At 37.9% G+C, this 15,447-nt stretch carries 14 protein-coding genes; 7 read left to right on the top strand and 7 right to left on the bottom strand.

Annotated features, from left to right (window positions below):
• Positions 1-63 precede the first annotated feature (63 nt).
• The 5 genes from clpP to htpG form a co-directional block, all read right to left on the bottom strand.
• Positions 64-687 carry an ATP-dependent Clp endopeptidase proteolytic subunit ClpP gene (clpP, locus tag A6E06_RS02165; RefSeq protein WP_065591419.1) on the bottom strand — a complete coding sequence of 208 codons (624 nt, stop codon included), beginning with the start codon at positions 685-687 and terminating at the stop codon, positions 64-66.
• A gap of 100 nt (positions 688-787) precedes the next feature.
• Complete coding sequence (gene tig / locus A6E06_RS02160) at positions 788-2,086, bottom strand: trigger factor (protein WP_065591418.1); 1,299 nt, start codon at positions 2,084-2,086, stop codon at positions 788-790.
• Positions 2,087-2,435: 349 nt separating this feature from the next.
• On the bottom strand, positions 2,436-3,401 hold the full coding sequence (gene hemH / locus A6E06_RS02155) for a ferrochelatase (RefSeq protein WP_065591417.1): 966 nt from the start codon (positions 3,399-3,401) through the stop codon (positions 2,436-2,438).
• 83 nt (positions 3,402-3,484) lie between these two features.
• Positions 3,485-4,129, bottom strand: coding sequence for an adenylate kinase (adk, locus tag A6E06_RS02150; protein WP_065591416.1), 645 nt, complete (start codon positions 4,127-4,129; stop codon positions 3,485-3,487).
• Between the two features lie 266 nt (positions 4,130-4,395).
• A complete protein-coding gene (gene htpG, locus A6E06_RS02145; RefSeq protein WP_065591415.1) occupies positions 4,396-6,294 on the bottom strand; it encodes a molecular chaperone HtpG in 1,899 nt (632 codons plus the stop codon).
• Between the two features lie 212 nt (positions 6,295-6,506).
• On the opposite strand from htpG, the gene A6E06_RS02140 reads away from it, so the two are divergent.
• Entirely contained in the window at positions 6,507-7,379 is an 873-nt protein-coding gene (locus A6E06_RS02140) for a transcriptional regulator (protein WP_065591414.1), read from the top strand.
• Complete coding sequence (locus A6E06_RS02135) at positions 7,370-7,921, top strand: regulatory protein ToxS (RefSeq protein ID WP_065591413.1); 552 nt, start codon at positions 7,370-7,372, stop codon at positions 7,919-7,921. The genes A6E06_RS02140 and A6E06_RS02135 overlap by 10 nt, the downstream gene beginning before the upstream one ends.
• 80 nt (positions 7,922-8,001) lie before the next feature.
• Here the strand turns inward: A6E06_RS02135 and yfcE are convergent, their stop codons facing one another.
• Positions 8,002-8,550, bottom strand: coding sequence for a phosphodiesterase (yfcE, locus tag A6E06_RS02130; protein WP_065591412.1), 549 nt, complete (start codon positions 8,548-8,550; stop codon positions 8,002-8,004).
• A gap of 133 nt (positions 8,551-8,683) precedes the next feature.
• Here yfcE and A6E06_RS02125 point away from each other — a divergent pair, with 133 nt between their 5' ends.
• From A6E06_RS02125 to A6E06_RS02115, 3 genes are all read left to right on the top strand, one after another.
• Complete coding sequence (locus tag A6E06_RS02125) at positions 8,684-9,589, top strand: TIGR01777 family oxidoreductase (RefSeq protein WP_065591411.1); 906 nt, start codon at positions 8,684-8,686, stop codon at positions 9,587-9,589.
• 73 nt (positions 9,590-9,662) lie between these two features.
• The gene (locus tag A6E06_RS02120) at positions 9,663-10,490 is read left to right on the top strand and encodes an SDR family oxidoreductase (RefSeq protein ID WP_065591410.1); all 828 of its coding nucleotides are present in this window, start codon (positions 9,663-9,665) and stop codon (positions 10,488-10,490) included.
• Positions 10,491-10,823: 333 nt separating this feature from the next.
• A complete protein-coding gene (locus A6E06_RS02115) occupies positions 10,824-11,678 on the top strand; it encodes a co-chaperone YbbN (protein ID WP_065591409.1) in 855 nt (284 codons plus the stop codon).
• A 28-nt stretch (positions 11,679-11,706) separates the two neighbouring features.
• Here the strand turns inward: A6E06_RS02115 and cueR are convergent, their stop codons facing one another.
• On the bottom strand, positions 11,707-12,108 hold the full coding sequence (gene cueR / locus A6E06_RS02110) for a Cu(I)-responsive transcriptional regulator (RefSeq protein WP_065591408.1): 402 nt from the start codon (positions 12,106-12,108) through the stop codon (positions 11,707-11,709).
• A gap of 85 nt (positions 12,109-12,193) precedes the next feature.
• Between cueR and A6E06_RS02105 the strand changes: the two genes are divergently transcribed.
• Together A6E06_RS02105 and A6E06_RS02100 are read left to right on the top strand one after the other, a co-directional pair.
• Positions 12,194-14,911: a cation transporter gene (locus A6E06_RS02105; RefSeq protein ID WP_065591407.1), complete on the top strand. Its 2,718-nt coding sequence runs from the start codon at positions 12,194-12,196 to the stop codon at positions 14,909-14,911.
• 85 nt (positions 14,912-14,996) lie between these two features.
• The gene (locus tag A6E06_RS02100) at positions 14,997-15,431 is read left to right on the top strand and encodes a DUF411 domain-containing protein (RefSeq protein WP_065591406.1); all 435 of its coding nucleotides are present in this window, start codon (positions 14,997-14,999) and stop codon (positions 15,429-15,431) included.
• Positions 15,432-15,447 lie beyond the last annotated feature (16 nt).

Raw genomic sequence — 15,447 nt, 5'->3', positions numbered from 1 at the left:
CTTATGCTGTAAGTTTATACTAACTTACCTTCTTTGCTGTAAACGTTACTGCTTTTTTATTAATTAGTCACGCTTATTTAACACAGCATCTACAAGACCGTATTTCACTGCATCATCTGCTGCCATAAAGTTATCACGATCTGTATCTTTTTCGATTACTTCTAATGGTTGACCAGTATGCTCAGCAAGTAATGTATTCAATTTCTTCTTAATCGTTAAGATTTCTTGAGCATGAATTTGAATATCAGATGCTTGGCCTTGGAAACCACCAAGTGGTTGGTGAATCATCACACGGGAATTAGGTAATACATAACGTTTACCTGGTGCGCCACCTGCAAGTAAGAAAGCACCCATTGAACATGCTTGACCCATACATACTGTACTTACATTTGGCTTAATGAACTGCATTGTGTCATAGATTGACATACCTGCAGTAACTGAGCCGCCTGGAGAGTTAATGTATAGGAAGATATCCTTATCAGGATTTTCAGACTCAAGGAAAAGCAACTGTGCCACAACTAGGTTGGCCATGTGATCTTCAACTTGACCTGTTAAAAAGATAACGCGCTCTTTTAACAGACGGGAATAAATATCATACGAACGCTCACCACGTGAAGTTTGTTCAACAACCATAGGAACAAGTGCATCCATAATAGAAGGTATTGCATTGTTTTCTTGATAGCTCATAACCGTATCCCTTATAAAATAAATGGTCCGAATGACGCTTCATTCGAACCATTATTAGCAGATCTTTTGAAACTAAGTCAACTACTTAATTAATTTAAAATTAAGCTGGTTGTTGATTCATTAGTTCGTTAAAGCCTACTGCTTTCTCAGAAACTTGTGCTTTAGCAAGAATTGCTTCAACTGCTTGTTCTTCTAGAGCAACGTTACGCATGTTGTTCATCATTTGCTCATTACCTTCGTAGTAAGCAACAACTTCAGTTGGATCTTCATAAGCAGAAGCCATTTCATTGATAAGTGCTTTTACTTTCTCATCATCAGCTTTTAGCTCTTCAGTCTTGATTACTTCACCAAGAAGAAGACCAACAACTACGCGACGTTTAGCTTGCTCTTCAAACAATTCACGTGGAAGTTCAGGAGCAGAATCAGCGTTGCCACCAAAACGTTGAACAGCTTGTTGACGTAAAACTTGAACTTCTTGATCGATAAGAGCAGAAGGTACGTCGATGTCATTTTGCTCAACTAAACCGTTGATCGCTTGTTCTTTGATCTTGTTTTTAACAGCTTGAGCTAGTTCACGCTCCATGTTCTTACGAACTTCAGCTTTAAGACCTTCAACGCCACCTTGAGCACCAAACTTAGTTACGAACTCGTCGTTCATTTCTGGAAGTTCACGAGCTTCAACTTTAACTACTGTGATAGCAAATTGTGCTGCTTTACCTTTTAGGTTTTCAGCGTGGTAATCTTCAGGGAAGTTAACATCGATAGTTAATTCGTCACCCGCTTTCTTACCTTTGATTCCATCTTCAAAACCAGGGATCATGCGACCTTGGCCCATTTCTAGAGGGAAGTTATCTGCTTTTCCGCCTTCAAATAGCTCACCGTCGATAGAACCAACAAAGTTGATTGTAGCGCGAGTACCATCTTCAGCAGCAACATCAGCGTCAGTCCAAGTAGATTGTTGCTTACGTAGTGTTTCTAGCATTTCAGCTACGTCTTCGTCTTTAACTTCAACTTGTGGCTTTTCAACAACAACTTTGTCTAGACCTTGAAGTGTAACTTCTGGGTAGATTTCAAATGATGCAGTGAATACTAAATCTTGGCCTTCAGCAAATTCTACTGGAGCAAATGTTGGTGCGCCTGCTGGGTTGATTTTGTCTTTAACGATCGCTTCAATGAAGTGACGTTGCATAACTTCACCCATTTTGTCGTGACGAACTGCGCTGCCGTACATTTTAGCAACCATCTTCATTGGTACTTTTCCTTTACGGAAGCCATCGAAGCGACGATTTTTAGCGATATTAAGAAGCTCTTTGTTTACTTCTGCTTCAATGTTTGCAGCAGGAACAGTAATAGTTAGAACGCGCTCTAGGCCTTCTTTAGTTTCAACAGTAACTTGCATGTTTATATAAACCTCAAAATCGACTCAGGTTATCTGAGTTTGCGACAAAAAATACGTGTCGCATCCTTGTGTTACAGTCCTAATAAGATAGAAACAGTAACCCCTATGATTCGTGGTACCAATTGGGTACCTTCTTTTATCTACTTATTTAAAAAATAAGCAGATCGCGCATTTCATTGAATAAAACACGACATTTAGCCAAGTGGCAAAATAAGACGCGATATTGTAGCGACCTGACTCATCTATGTCGAGGTTCACTACACACGTTGATAATCTTTAATAAGAAATTGGGCAATGAGTTGTACTTTTCAACCCTTATAAATACTTTTTTTCTAAAAAACACACCTAATTAATGCGAAATCTTTTGGTTCACAATATCTGCCATCATATCAATGTGTAATTCATCATCATTCAGGCATGGAATAAAGGTGTATTTTTGACCACCAAATTCCATAAATATCTCTTTACACTCTTCTGATAGCTCTTCTAAAGTTTCTAAACAATCTGAAGAAAATGCAGGACTAATAATATCGAGAGATTTAATGCCCTTTGGAGCCAGCTCTTTTAAGGTCTCTGACGTATAAGGCTGCAACCAAGCTTCTCGCCCAAAGCGAGATTGATAACTCATACCTATCTGTTCAGGTGTTAAATCTAATTCTTGAGCAAGTAACTCTGTAGTTCGCTCGCAGTGTGCAGCATAGATATCTCCATTATCAACAAAACGTTGAGGGATCCCATGATATGAACATAATACAAAATCACCTTTTCCCTTCTTTTCCCATGAACGACGGATGGATTCTGCAAGTGCTTTTATATAAAGAGGATGATCGTGATAATTATGAACTAAAGTGAAGTTTGGCAATACTGGTGTGGTTTTATATTGCTTAGCAATTTGGTCAAAGACCGCTGCTGTCGTCGTTCTAGAATATTGCGGATATAAAGGTAAAATAATAATCTCTTCACACCCTTGCTGCTCTAATGACTCAATACCTGATTTAATTCTTGGTTCACCATACGTCATGCTTAATTCAACTGGCATTGAAAGACGTTCTTTTAAAGCTCGAACTTGGCGTTGTGAATAAACCATCAGGGGAGAGCCTTCATCCATCCAAACACTTTGGTATAACTTTGCTACTTTAGGCGCTCGAATAGGAAGGATCACACCATGAAGCAAAGGGCACCAAATAAAACGAGTCATATCGACAACACGTTTATCATGCAAAAATTCTGACAAGAACGTTTTTACTGCCGATGCCGTTGGCGCTGTGGGTGTTCCAAGGTTAACTAATAGCACCCCTGCTTTTTTATTATTCACTGTCATTATCCATTATGTTTGATAAAAAAAGGCGACCAATAAGGTCGCCTTCAATATAACAATAAATTGTTCGTTAGGTAAGATTACGAAAGTGCTTTTTCGATCTCTGCGCTAACTTCAGCAACTAACTTAGTACCATCAAATTTCAGGTACTGAGTTTTACCTGCTTCTGCTTCTTTTGTGTAATAAGCAATAAGCGGTGCTGTTTGCTCATGGTAAACACCTAAACGAGCAAGAACAGTTTCTGGTTTGTCATCTTCACGAATTACAAGAGGCTCGCCAGTTACATCATCTTGACCTTCAACTTTAGAAGGATTAAACGTAACGTGGTATGTGCGACCAGAAGGAAGATGAGCACGACGACCAGACATACGCTCAACGATTACTTCATCAGCAACGTCAAATTCAAGAACGTAATCAATTGATACACCATTCTCTTTCAAGCCATCAGCTTGAGGAATTGTACGAGGGAAACCATCTAATAGGAAACCTTTAGCGCAATCTTCTTGAGCAATACGCTCTTTAACAAGACCAAGGATGATCTCATCAGATACAAGTTGACCAGCATCAATTACAGATTTAGCTTGTTTGCCCATTTCAGTGCCTGCTTTAATCGCAGCACGTAACATGTCACCTGTAGATATTTGTGGAATACCAAATTTATCCATGATGAACTGAGCTTGAGTACCTTTACCCGCACCAGGTGCACCTAAAAGGATGATACGCATTGTTTTCCCCTTAAAATTTAATCTTGGAATTTATACCAAACCTTACAAATAGAATGACTTTCCTATTTATAAATTTAGGTATAAGTTTTATTTCTAAAAATAAGCCGTGAAGATACACGTAACTGTTAACGCTATCAAGTTTGAGATGAAAATAGCGAAATCTAACCGTTCTAGAATGTAACGGATCCCAATAAAAAACAATGAGACCTTAGTGTACGATTGCCACCCAAGATCTCATTCATTTTATTTTTACAGCTGTGACTCAATTACTTTGATAATAACTGATTCATCGCATTTAAGAATTGTGATGGATCATCTAAAGAGCCACGCTCTGCTAACATTGCTTGACCAAGTAACATTTCAACCCAACGGCCAAACGCTTCTTCATCCGCTTCATCAGCCATTTGCTTGATAAGCGCATGCTCTGGGTTAATTTCAAAAATGTATTTCACTTCCGGAGCCGCTTGACCTGCTGCTTCTAAAAGTTTCGCCATTTGTGTACCCATTTCAAAGTCATCAGTAACGACAACGGCTGGTGTTGTTGCTAATTTAAACGTAGTACGAACTTCTTTAACTCGATCGCCTAAGTAAGATTTAGTGCGTTCAACAACAGATTTAAACTCTTCTACCGTCTCTTTTTGTTTCTCTTTTTCTGCATCATCTTCAAACTTACTTAAGTCTAAACCTGCTTTTGTAATTGATTGGAATTGCTTGCCATCAAATTCTGTTAAGTAGCTCATTAGCCACTCATCAATACGGTCGAACATTAGAACGACTTCAATGCCTTTTGCCTTAAATTGCTCTAGGTGTGGGCTGTTCTTCGCCGCGGCATAGCTATCAGCCGTTAGATAGAAGATCTTATCTTGCTCTTCTTTCATACGCTCAACATAACTCGCTAAGCTTATTGCTTGCTCTGAACTGTCTTTTTCTGTTGTAGCAAAACGCAGAAGACCCGCAATTTTATCTTTATTAGCAAAATCTTCAGCCAAGCCTTCTTTTAATACTTGGCCAAACTCTTTCCAGAAAGTTAGGTATTTTTCATCGTCTTTCTTCGCCGTTTTCTCAAGCATACCTAGTACACGTTTGGTGCATGCACCACGTAATGATTGAGTCACTTTATTATCTTGAAGAATTTCACGAGATACGTTTAATGGTAGATCATTTGAGTCAATCAAACCCTTAACAAAACGTAAGTAACTCGGCATAAATTGCTCAGCATCATCCATAATAAAGACACGTTGAACATAGAGCTTCAAACCACTTTTATGATCACGATTCATCATATCAAATGGGGCTTTTGTTGGAATATATAAAAGGCTTGTGTAATCGTTCTTACCTTCTACTTTATTATGACTCCACGTTAGTGGATCAGCAAAATCATGCGATACATGCTTATAAAACTCTTGGTATTCCGCGTCTTCAATCTCTGACTTATTACGAGTCCAAAGTGCTTGAGCTTTATTAATTTGCTCCCACTTACCTTCCTTATCTTTTCCTTCTTCGTCTTTTTCAACACTCCAAAGAGAAACAGGAATACCGATATGATCAGAGTATTTGCCAATCACTTCTTTTAGACGCCACTCACTTAAAAACTCTTTACCTTCTTCACGCATATGAAGAATGATATCTGTACCGCGAGTTTCTTTAGTCACATCTTCTATTGTGTAATCACCTTCACCTTCAGAATGCCATTGAACCGCTTCGTCTTTCGCAGCGCCTGCTTCACGAGTACGTACCGTTACCGCATCAGCAACGATGAACGCAGAATAAAAACCAACACCAAATTGACCAATGAGTTGAGAGTCTTTACTTTGGTCGTCTGATAATTTAGAAAAGAAATCCGCAGTGCCAGATTTTGCTATCGTACCTAAATGTTCAATAACACTGTCACGACTCATACCAATGCCGTTATCTGAAATCGTTAACGTGTTCGCTTCTTCATTAAAAGACAGCTTTACGCCAAGATCTGCATTACCTTCATATAAGTCACCATTTGATAGCGCCTTAAAACGTAATTTATCTGATGCGTCTGAAGCATTTGATATTAATTCACGTAAAAATATCTCTTTATTTGAATATAAAGAATGAATCATTAGGTGAAGTAGTTGCTTTACTTCTGATTGGAAGCCGCGTGTTTCTTTATTATTAATTGTTTGCTCGCTCATCAATAAACTCCGAATTAGTATAATATTTTTAACTTATTAATTAAAATGAGGTCTTAAAATGGCAATTCAAGGTAAAGCTATGTAAAAAATCCTGTTTTTTTGCTTTTTTTATACTATAAAATGCGTTATTAGAAATTTTGACATAGAATAGACATTCTAAAATGATACTTGGATATCATAAATAAGAATCACTACAACTGAGTTAACAACCAATGAATATAGAAAATAACAAAATCATTATTGGCAACCGGTTTCTATTCGATCCAAACGATAACAGTCTCATTGATACATTAGATGATGACGAAATCATTCGTTTAGGTGGTAATGAAAGCCGAGTTTTAAGCCTACTTATTCAAGAGCCAGGGAAGGTTGTTAGTCGTCATGAATTGCATGAATATGTATGGCGAGATCAAGGATTTGAAGTCGATGATTCTAGTTTAACACAGGCTATTTCGACACTACGAAAAATGCTACAAGATCCAACAAAACTCCCTGTTTATGTTAAAACAGTGCCTAAGCGTGGATACCAATTCATTTCAACAGCCATTGCTCAGGAATCTGCTTTTGAAGAAGATATGACAGTAAATCTAGTTGAAGAATTAGAAACTACGGCATTAAATAACCACGAAGATATTACCCCAGATGCAGCTAGTGATACTCTTAACATAGAAAAAGCATCGAAAGGTACTCTCAAAGAAAATAACAGTATAAATAAACCTAAAGCACACCTATCTCTGCTAGGGACAATCATTCTTATTATTGCTTTTATTTTACCTGTTATTGCTTATTTCAATCACACACCAAAATCGGACGCGTTTACTCAAGTCGCAATTTACGATGAGACCCCGGTATTAGTTCCTATTAATCACCCAAATATTGATCAATGGCAACCTCTGATTGAACAATGCACCATTTTTTATAATTCAAAGCATACTGACTCATTAAAACCAATTGAGATTATTGCAACCAGTGGGCAAGCAAATCAAATTACATTGAATTATATTCACAATGAAATACACAGCGACCAAAGCATTAGCGTTCGTTTACTGATAAATCAAAAAGAGGTCGATAAAGTATGTGGTTAAATAACGAACAATTACCTCTATTGAAACGTTTTTTACCGATCATTCTTCTTCTAATTTCAATGATTGGTAGCGGTTGGTTTTATTGGGAAAGTGACAGTAAAGTAGAACAACTACTGACATCTAAAGAATGGCAAAGCATGAGCACCGTTCGTATCGACAGCAATGTTGATTACGAAGATATGGGGCCATTAAAACGAGCTGACATTAAATCTAATGTGGTTTACTTACCCAATAAAACCTACTCTAAATCGTCAAAATTGACAATTTATAGTGTTTTAGATAACGCTCAGCACCCATTAACCATTAATGTTATGGAAACAGGTAACTGGGAATATAGCGGTGATTACCTTCTTATTGACCCTATCGAATTTAAAGATGTGACATCAAGTGACAATAAAGAATTCACTGGATCACAGAAGAAATTAATAATGAGAGTATTCCAAATGGATGCTCAACAAAGCAAACGTGTAGATGTTATTAATGATAAAACATTATTACTGACTAGCCTAAATTACGGGTCAGGGATTCTATTTTCTCATTAAACCAGTGATAAATAACGTTATAAAAAAATCCGAGATAATTATCGTCTCGGATTTTTTATGCATGATTTATCACTCGGTAATTATAAATCAATTGAGTTCAGTATATTTCCTTCAAAGTCTAGAACGGATAAATGAGTCTCATCAAGTAAACCATAGCTTGCTCTATCGCCTTCATTTCGAGGGAACGTAGTTGAACCCGGGTTAAAAATAATTTGCTCTCCTTGCCACTCAGCTACTGAAACATGTGTATGCCCATGAACAATAACATCTCCCCTTTTTAATAAAGGTCGTTTTTCAGCATTATAAATATGCCCGTGCGTTAAAAAAAGCTTTTGCCCTGTAGGTAACAGCACGATATTGTAATCAGACATAATAGGAAACGATAACAGCATTTGATCAACTTCACTGTCACAATTACCTCTTACTGCAATGATAGACTCTGCGTATTGATTTAATAACTCAGCGACCGCAATCGGGTTATGCCCTTCTGGTAATGGATTTCTAGGACCAAAATTAATTAAATCACCAAGCAGAATTAAATGATCCGCTTTAGAGTCTAAAAACGTATCTATAACACGTTGAGTTGCAGGCAATGAGCCATGCAGATCTGAGGCAAAAAATAACTTCACGAAGAACCCTTAAACTTATAAAAAGATATTTCAAGCATCAAGTATAAAGGAAAAACAGCATCAAAGTTGCCAATCAATGAAGTCAATTTATACTTAGTTAATCAGATATGATTAATATCTTGCAGGAGACGAGATGAAAATACTTATTACAGGTAGTACTGGATTAATCGGAAAACACCTATTAGATCACCTTAAAGGGCATAATCTAATTCTTTTAACCCGTAACCCAAAAAAAGCAGAATCAAGCTTAAATCACCTTGCTTTACCTCATGTTGATTTTATCCCCGACCTCGCCTCTTTTACCGACTTTAATGATATAGATATAATTATTAATTTGGCAGGTGAACCTATTGCTGACAAAAAATGGACTACAAAACAAAAAAAAATCATCACAGATAGTCGCTGTGTACTTACTGAGAAACTCGTTCAACTTTGCTTAAAATCAACGAGCCCACCACGCTGTTTTATTTCAGGTTCTGCTGTGGGCTATTATGGTGATAATGGTGCTCAAAACATTGATGAAACCACAGAAATATTATCATCGGACTTTGCTCACCAAATTTGTCAACAATGGGAAAATAAAGCATTACAAGCAGAGAGTGAGCAAACTCGCGTCTGTATTTTACGAACAGGTGTTGTTCTTTCTCCTTTAGGAGGCGCCCTAAAAAAAATGTATCTACCTTACCAGTGCGGTTTAGGAGGGCCTGTAGGTGATGGCAAACAATATATGTCTTGGATTCATATTGATGACATGGTGCTCGCTATATTGCACCTAATGGAACACGAGGAGAGTAAAGGCATTTATAATTTAGTTGCTCCTCACCCTGTTACTAATGCAATTTTTAGCCAAACCTTAGCAAAAACACTCAAACGACCTCATTTCTTATTTACTCCCAAAATAGTAATCAAAGCCATACTAGGAGAGGGAGCCGTTTTACTAACAGATAGCCAAAGAATTCGCCCGAAACGCTTAGTCCATGAGGGTTTTAAGTTTCGTTACTCTCGAATTGAATCAGCACTAAAACAGCTGCTAAGTTAACCCACTCTGTTGCAATGATGTTATTTTAGATCCATTATAAAATAACATCCATAAACAGAGTCTTAGTCACATTATGCAACGTTCAATTTTTATTACAGGCTGCTCTACTGGCATTGGTTATACTGCAGCCCATCAATTACAACAACACGGCTTTCAAGTCATCGCATCGTGCCGACAAATAAAAGATGTTGAACGCTTACAAAAAGAAGGGTTAACTTGTTTACATCTGGATTATGCTGATCCAAAAAGTATCTCTGCCGCAGTTCAGCAACTCCTTCTCTTAACTGATGGGAAATTATACGGATTGTTCAATAACGGAGCATATGGGCAAGCCGGAGCATTAGAAGACCTACCTAGGGAGGCCTTAAAAGAGCAGTTTGAATCAAATTTCTTTGGATGGCATCAATTAATCACAGAAATTCTTCCAATAATGAGAAAGCAAGGTGAAGGTCGCATTATTCAAAACAGCTCTGTTTTAGGTATCGTTGCGATGAAATACCGTGGCGCTTATAACGCGTCAAAATTTGCAATCGAAGGCTGGACAGATACCTTACGCTTGGAGTTATCCGATACAGATATAAAAATAAGTTTAATTGAACCAGGTCCAATCGAAACGAATTTTCGATACAATGCATTGAAATCATTCAAAAAATGGGTAAGTATTGATAATAGTCCACATAAAGAAAAGTATTTAGCTCAACAGAAAAGATTAGAAAATAAAACCTCTGGAAGCGCCTTTGTTTTACCGCCTGAATCTATCATTCCTCCATTATTACATGCTCTCAATTCATCAAGACCAAAAGCTCGCTATCGAGTCACCTTTCCAACTCACCTCTTTGCTATTCTAAAACGGTTATTACCAACAAAGTACCTAGATAAGATCTTAAATAAGAGCGATTAACTTATCTTTATCATGTTGATTGAGTGTAATAATTAAGAAATATGAGAAAAGACTAAAAATGTAATATTAGTGTCATATTGAATAAGTATATTTATTCACATCTGGTAGAAAGTGTTTTTTAGGAGATAATATGACACTAGGAAAAATCAACTGGATCTGTGTGAGTGTTGCTGTTGCGGTATTCATACTGATCTAACGGTTGTTTTCGCTTACGATAGTAAAGCCATTATGTTATGCATAGTGGCTTTCTTCGTCTCTGGCTCCTTGAAAATCAATGCAATACCCCATATAACTGTATATATACAGAGACAATACTGATTTTAGGAAAAGACCATGCAGCCAGAACATAGCGTTGAACTGAACGAACAAAACTTCCAACAAGTACTCGAAGGCTCAATGCAAACCCCAGTACTAATTCACTTCTGGGCACCAATGAGTCAAGAAAGCCTTGCTGTTATCCCAACATTACAACAGTTAGCGCAGCAATACGGCGATGCCGTTACTCTTGCACTACTTAACTGTGAAGAACAACAAGGTCTTGCTCAACAGTTTGGTGTTCAAACATTGCCTACAATTGCGTTATTTAAAAATGGTCAAGCGGTTGATGGAATGGGTGGACCTCAAACTATAGAGGCTATTCAAACCATGCTAAATAAGCATTTACCTAGCCAAGAAGAACTTCAATTAGGTCAAGCATTTAAATTAGTTGAAGAAGGTGAGTTTCAAGCTGCGCTTCCTACCCTGCTTGCCTTACTTGAACACTTTGGTGGTAATGGCCAAATTAAACTTCATATTGCTCAATGCTATATTGAAACTCAAGCTTACGATCAAGCAGAAGCAATGTTGTCTGAAATTTTAATGCAAGATCAAGACAGTAAATACAAAGAATTAATAGCAAAACTAGAGCTTCATAAACAAGCAGGAAATACGCCTGAAATCCAAGCATTAGAAGATAAATATAATGCAGATAAAAGCAACAATGGGTTGGCTTTAGAACTTGCTATTCAATATAGCCAAGTAAATCGCCAAGAAGAAGCTCTCGAAATCTTAATGGTTATTCTATTAAAAAATCTAAATGCTCAAGATGGACAAGTAAAGAAAACAATGATGGATATTCTTTCTGCTCTTGGCCAAGGAAATCCTATTGCGGGTAAATACCGTCGCCAGTTGTATTCTCTACTTTACTAAAAAATAAAAATTAGGATTAACCCTGTTGTTACTTTTTATCGTGACAACAGGTTAGCCCTTTAATAATAGGACAGTCATTACTTTCATCTCCAGGACAGGCACTCGCTAGTTCTAGTAATGTTTGCTTCATCCCTTCTAATTCTTGGATCTTGGCTTCTATCTCAGTGACTTTCTCTAGCGTTTTCTTTTTTACATCCGCACTACGGCGATTTGGATTATTTGATAAACTTAATAGTTCTTGGCACTCTTCTAAACTAAATCCGACTAACCTTGAACGTCGGATCAACTGTAACTCTTCTACTTGAGCTGTTGTGTACTGACGGTATCCATTCGCACCTCGATTTGCCTCTCTGATCACACCTTTACTTTCATAAAAGCGAATCGCTTTCGATGTTAATCCGGTTAAATTCGCCACTTCGCTAATATTCATTTTAATTTACTCATTTAACTGCTTGACCTTCCATTTACTGTAAGGTTTATTCTTAGCAATATCAAGAATAGTTAATGAGGTTATTATGAGTCAGGAATTCACCCTTCCTTTATCAGGATTAAATTGCGGCCGCTGTGTCGCTAAAGTAGAACAAGCACTTTCTACCCACACTGGTATCTCTCAATATTCTGTTACCAAAACAGAATTGACTCTTACCACTAGCTTTTCTAAAACAGATATTATCGAGATAATTTCTCAGCTTGGTTATTCTGTCCCTCAAGAAAAAGTAATAACGCTTTATTTAGCAGGATTAAATTGCGGTAAGTGCGTCAAGAAAACCACAGAGACATTAAAAGCACTGTCTCACTCCACGGTTCTTTCAATTTCAAAAACAGAGCTTAGTTTCAGTACAACACACACGATAAAAAGTGTAATCACACTCATTGAATCTATTGGATTTCAAGCCTCTTCCGTTCCGTTTATTCTTGAAGACACATCATCCGAATTAAGTAATAAAGAAGTGATTAAAACCACTGAAAAACGAGAACCAAATACAAAAAGAACCACTCAGCTAATTTTATCCGGAATGACTTGCGCCAGTTGTGTTGCTTCTGTTGAGAAAATCATTTCAGACACTAATAACGTTCAATCTGTTCGCGTGAACCTAGCCGAACGTACCGCTTTAGTTACTGGTGATATAAATGAAATAGATGTAATCCAAGCAATAGAAAAAGGCGGTTATGGTGCAGAAATTAGTCTAAGTGAAGAGCAGCGCCGGGAAAAACAAAAAGAACTATATCTAAAAACGACCGCTGCACATAAGAAAAACACCATTGTCTCATTAACGATTGGGGCACCACTAATGTTATGGGGCGTATTTGGTGGCAATATGCAAATCAACACGACAAGCGATCAACTTGCTTGGGGTTTGGTTGGATTAATTTGTTTAGGATTGTTACTCACTGCTGGTAGACATTTTTTTGTTAATGCATGGAAAGCTTTCACCCACCACAGAGCAACAATGGATACGCTTGTGGCTCTAGGAACAGGATCCGCTTGGCTTTATTCCATGGCTCTGGTTATTTCACCGGACTTCTTCCCCGAACAAGCACGCCATGTTTATTTTGAAGCAACAGCAATGATCTTAGGTTTAATCACGCTTGGTAATTTGATTGAAACCAAAGCACGAAATAGAACGTCTAGTGCCATTGAAAAACTATTAAACCTTCAACCACAAACCGCAATGATTATTCTGGATGGTAAAGAAGTTGAGTTACCAATATCTCAAGTGCTTCAGGGAATGATCATCAAAATTAAACCCGGTGAAAAAATTCCGGTTGATGGTGTATTAATTAGCGGTGAAAGCTACCTTGATGAAGCAATGCTAACTGGAGAGCCTCTCCCTAGCTTAAAAACAACGAATGATACTGTCCATGCAGGAACGATTAATCAACAAGGTAGCTTTACTTTTAAAGCAACCAACGTTGGTGAGCACACCATGCTAGCTCGAATTATTACCATGGTACGAAATGCACAGAGCAGTAAGCCCAACATTGCAAAATTGGCCGATAAAATATCATCGGTATTTGTGCCAAGCGTTATGATTATTGCTATTTTCTCAGCGCTCATTTGGTATAACTTTGGCCCAGAACCTACATCAAGTTATATGTTGGTTGTTGCCACTACGGTACTTATCATTGCGTGCCCTTGTGCTTTGGGGCTTGCTACTCCAATGTCAGTTACCGTAGGGATTGGTAAAGCGGCTGAATTTGGCGCTTTAATAAAAGATGCTGATGTACTTCAAACTGCAAGCACGATAGATACTGTTGTTGTTGATAAAACAGGGACGCTGACGGAAGGAAAACCAACGGTCAGTAAGATCTCGACCTTTAATAACTATACTGAACAACAGGTAATTACGTTGGCCGCCGCCGTTGAGAGTCATTCAGAACACCCACTTGCCAAGGCTGTAATGGCTTATTTTAAACAGCATTCATGGGAAGCGATAGCTGGCCTTAATTTTACGGCTCAGCTAGGCCTTGGCGCTTCGGCAAAAGTAGATAGTGATACCGTATTTATTGGTAATATGGCTTATTTATTAAAAAATGACATTGCTGTACCCCACGTCGTTCTCTCACCTTCATCAACACCTTTGTTTGTTGCGGTAAACAAGCAATGTATTGGTGTTATTGAAGTCAGTGATACCATCCGTGTAGATTCAGCGCTCGCAATTAAGCAATTTACTCAATTAGGCATTACTGTCGTGATGCTAACCGGTGATCGCAAAGAAACCGCAGAACATGTCGCCAAGCAATTAGGCATTACTCAAGTTGTTTCCGGTGTATTACCTGATGGTAAAGCACAAGTAATAAAAGATCTTCAATCACAAGGCCATAAAGTCGCCATGATTGGGGATGGTATTAATGATGCACCAGCACTCGCGCAAGCTGAGGTAGGTATTGCGATGGGTAATGGCAGCGATGTGGCGATTGAAAGTGCGCATCTCACATTAATGAATCACTCATTGCAAACCGCAGTAAGTGCCATTGAACTTTCTAAAGCTACGATGAAAAATATGAAACAGAACCTATTTGGTGCCTTTGTTTATAACACCATTGGGATACCTATTGCCGCAGGCATCTTATTCCCGCTTACAGGCATGTTATTAAGCCCTGTTGTTGCAGGGGCAGCAATGGCACTGTCTTCAATTACCGTAGTCACTAATGCCAATCGATTAAGACTTTTCAACCCACGTTCTCAACAAGATTCATACGAAAAAACAAAAGGAGCATCACATGATTAATTTATTCGGTTTCGCTCTAATCATTGCCATAATCTACTGGTTTTGGCTATCACCCCATTCAAAATAACCTTTGGAAATACCCACTATGAAAAACCTTAAATTTGCTTTTATTTCGTTTGTTTTATTAAGTACTTCAGCATTTGCCTCAACTGAAGTAGTGGTTTACAAATCACCTTACTGCGGTTGTTGTACTGAGTGGGTAGAACATATGGAAGAAAATGGTTTCACCGTAAAAATTGAAGACCATGAAAACATGAATCCAATTAAAGAAAGACTAGGAGTCGATCCTAGTCTTGCTTCTTGCCATACTGCCGTTATCAATGATTATGTATTTGAAGGCCATATCCCTGCCGATGATATTAAACAGTTTTTAGCTGAACCTCGTGATTTTAAAGGTTTAGCCGTTCCAGGAATGCCTATGGGCTCACCAGGCATGGAGTATGGTGATAAGAAAGATATATACCAAGTAGTGGCATTTAAAGAGAATGGCAAATTAGCATTATTTAATACGCATAACTAGGGTCTAGGGTCTAGGG

The organism is Aliivibrio sp. 1S175, from assembly GCF_001690985.1.
Classification (GTDB): Bacteria; Pseudomonadota; Gammaproteobacteria; order Enterobacterales; family Vibrionaceae; genus Aliivibrio.
This window is presented reverse-complemented; position numbering and strand designations above follow the sequence as displayed.

Coding starts and splice junctions, on each gene's coding strand:
- A6E06_RS02135 (WP_065591413.1), top strand. CDS start 7,370: ATGTGGTTAAATAACGAACAATTACCTCTATTGAAACGTTTTTTACCG.
- cueR (WP_065591408.1), bottom strand. CDS start 12,108: ATGAATATTAGCGAAGTGGCGAATTTAACCGGATTAACATCGAAAGCG.
- A6E06_RS02125 (WP_065591411.1), top strand. CDS start 8,684: ATGAAAATACTTATTACAGGTAGTACTGGATTAATCGGAAAACACCTA.
- tig (WP_065591418.1), bottom strand. CDS start 2,086: ATGCAAGTTACTGTTGAAACTAAAGAAGGCCTAGAGCGCGTTCTAACT.
- A6E06_RS02105 (WP_065591407.1), top strand. CDS start 12,194: ATGAGTCAGGAATTCACCCTTCCTTTATCAGGATTAAATTGCGGCCGC.
- A6E06_RS02115 (WP_065591409.1), top strand. CDS start 10,824: ATGCAGCCAGAACATAGCGTTGAACTGAACGAACAAAACTTCCAACAA.
- adk (WP_065591416.1), bottom strand. CDS start 4,129: ATGCGTATCATCCTTTTAGGTGCACCTGGTGCGGGTAAAGGTACTCAA.
- A6E06_RS02140 (WP_065591414.1), top strand. CDS start 6,507: ATGAATATAGAAAATAACAAAATCATTATTGGCAACCGGTTTCTATTC.
- clpP (WP_065591419.1), bottom strand. CDS start 687: ATGAGCTATCAAGAAAACAATGCAATACCTTCTATTATGGATGCACTT.
- htpG (WP_065591415.1), bottom strand. CDS start 6,294: ATGAGCGAGCAAACAATTAATAATAAAGAAACACGCGGCTTCCAATCA.
- A6E06_RS02120 (WP_065591410.1), top strand. CDS start 9,663: ATGCAACGTTCAATTTTTATTACAGGCTGCTCTACTGGCATTGGTTAT.
- A6E06_RS02100 (WP_065591406.1), top strand. CDS start 14,997: ATGAAAAACCTTAAATTTGCTTTTATTTCGTTTGTTTTATTAAGTACT.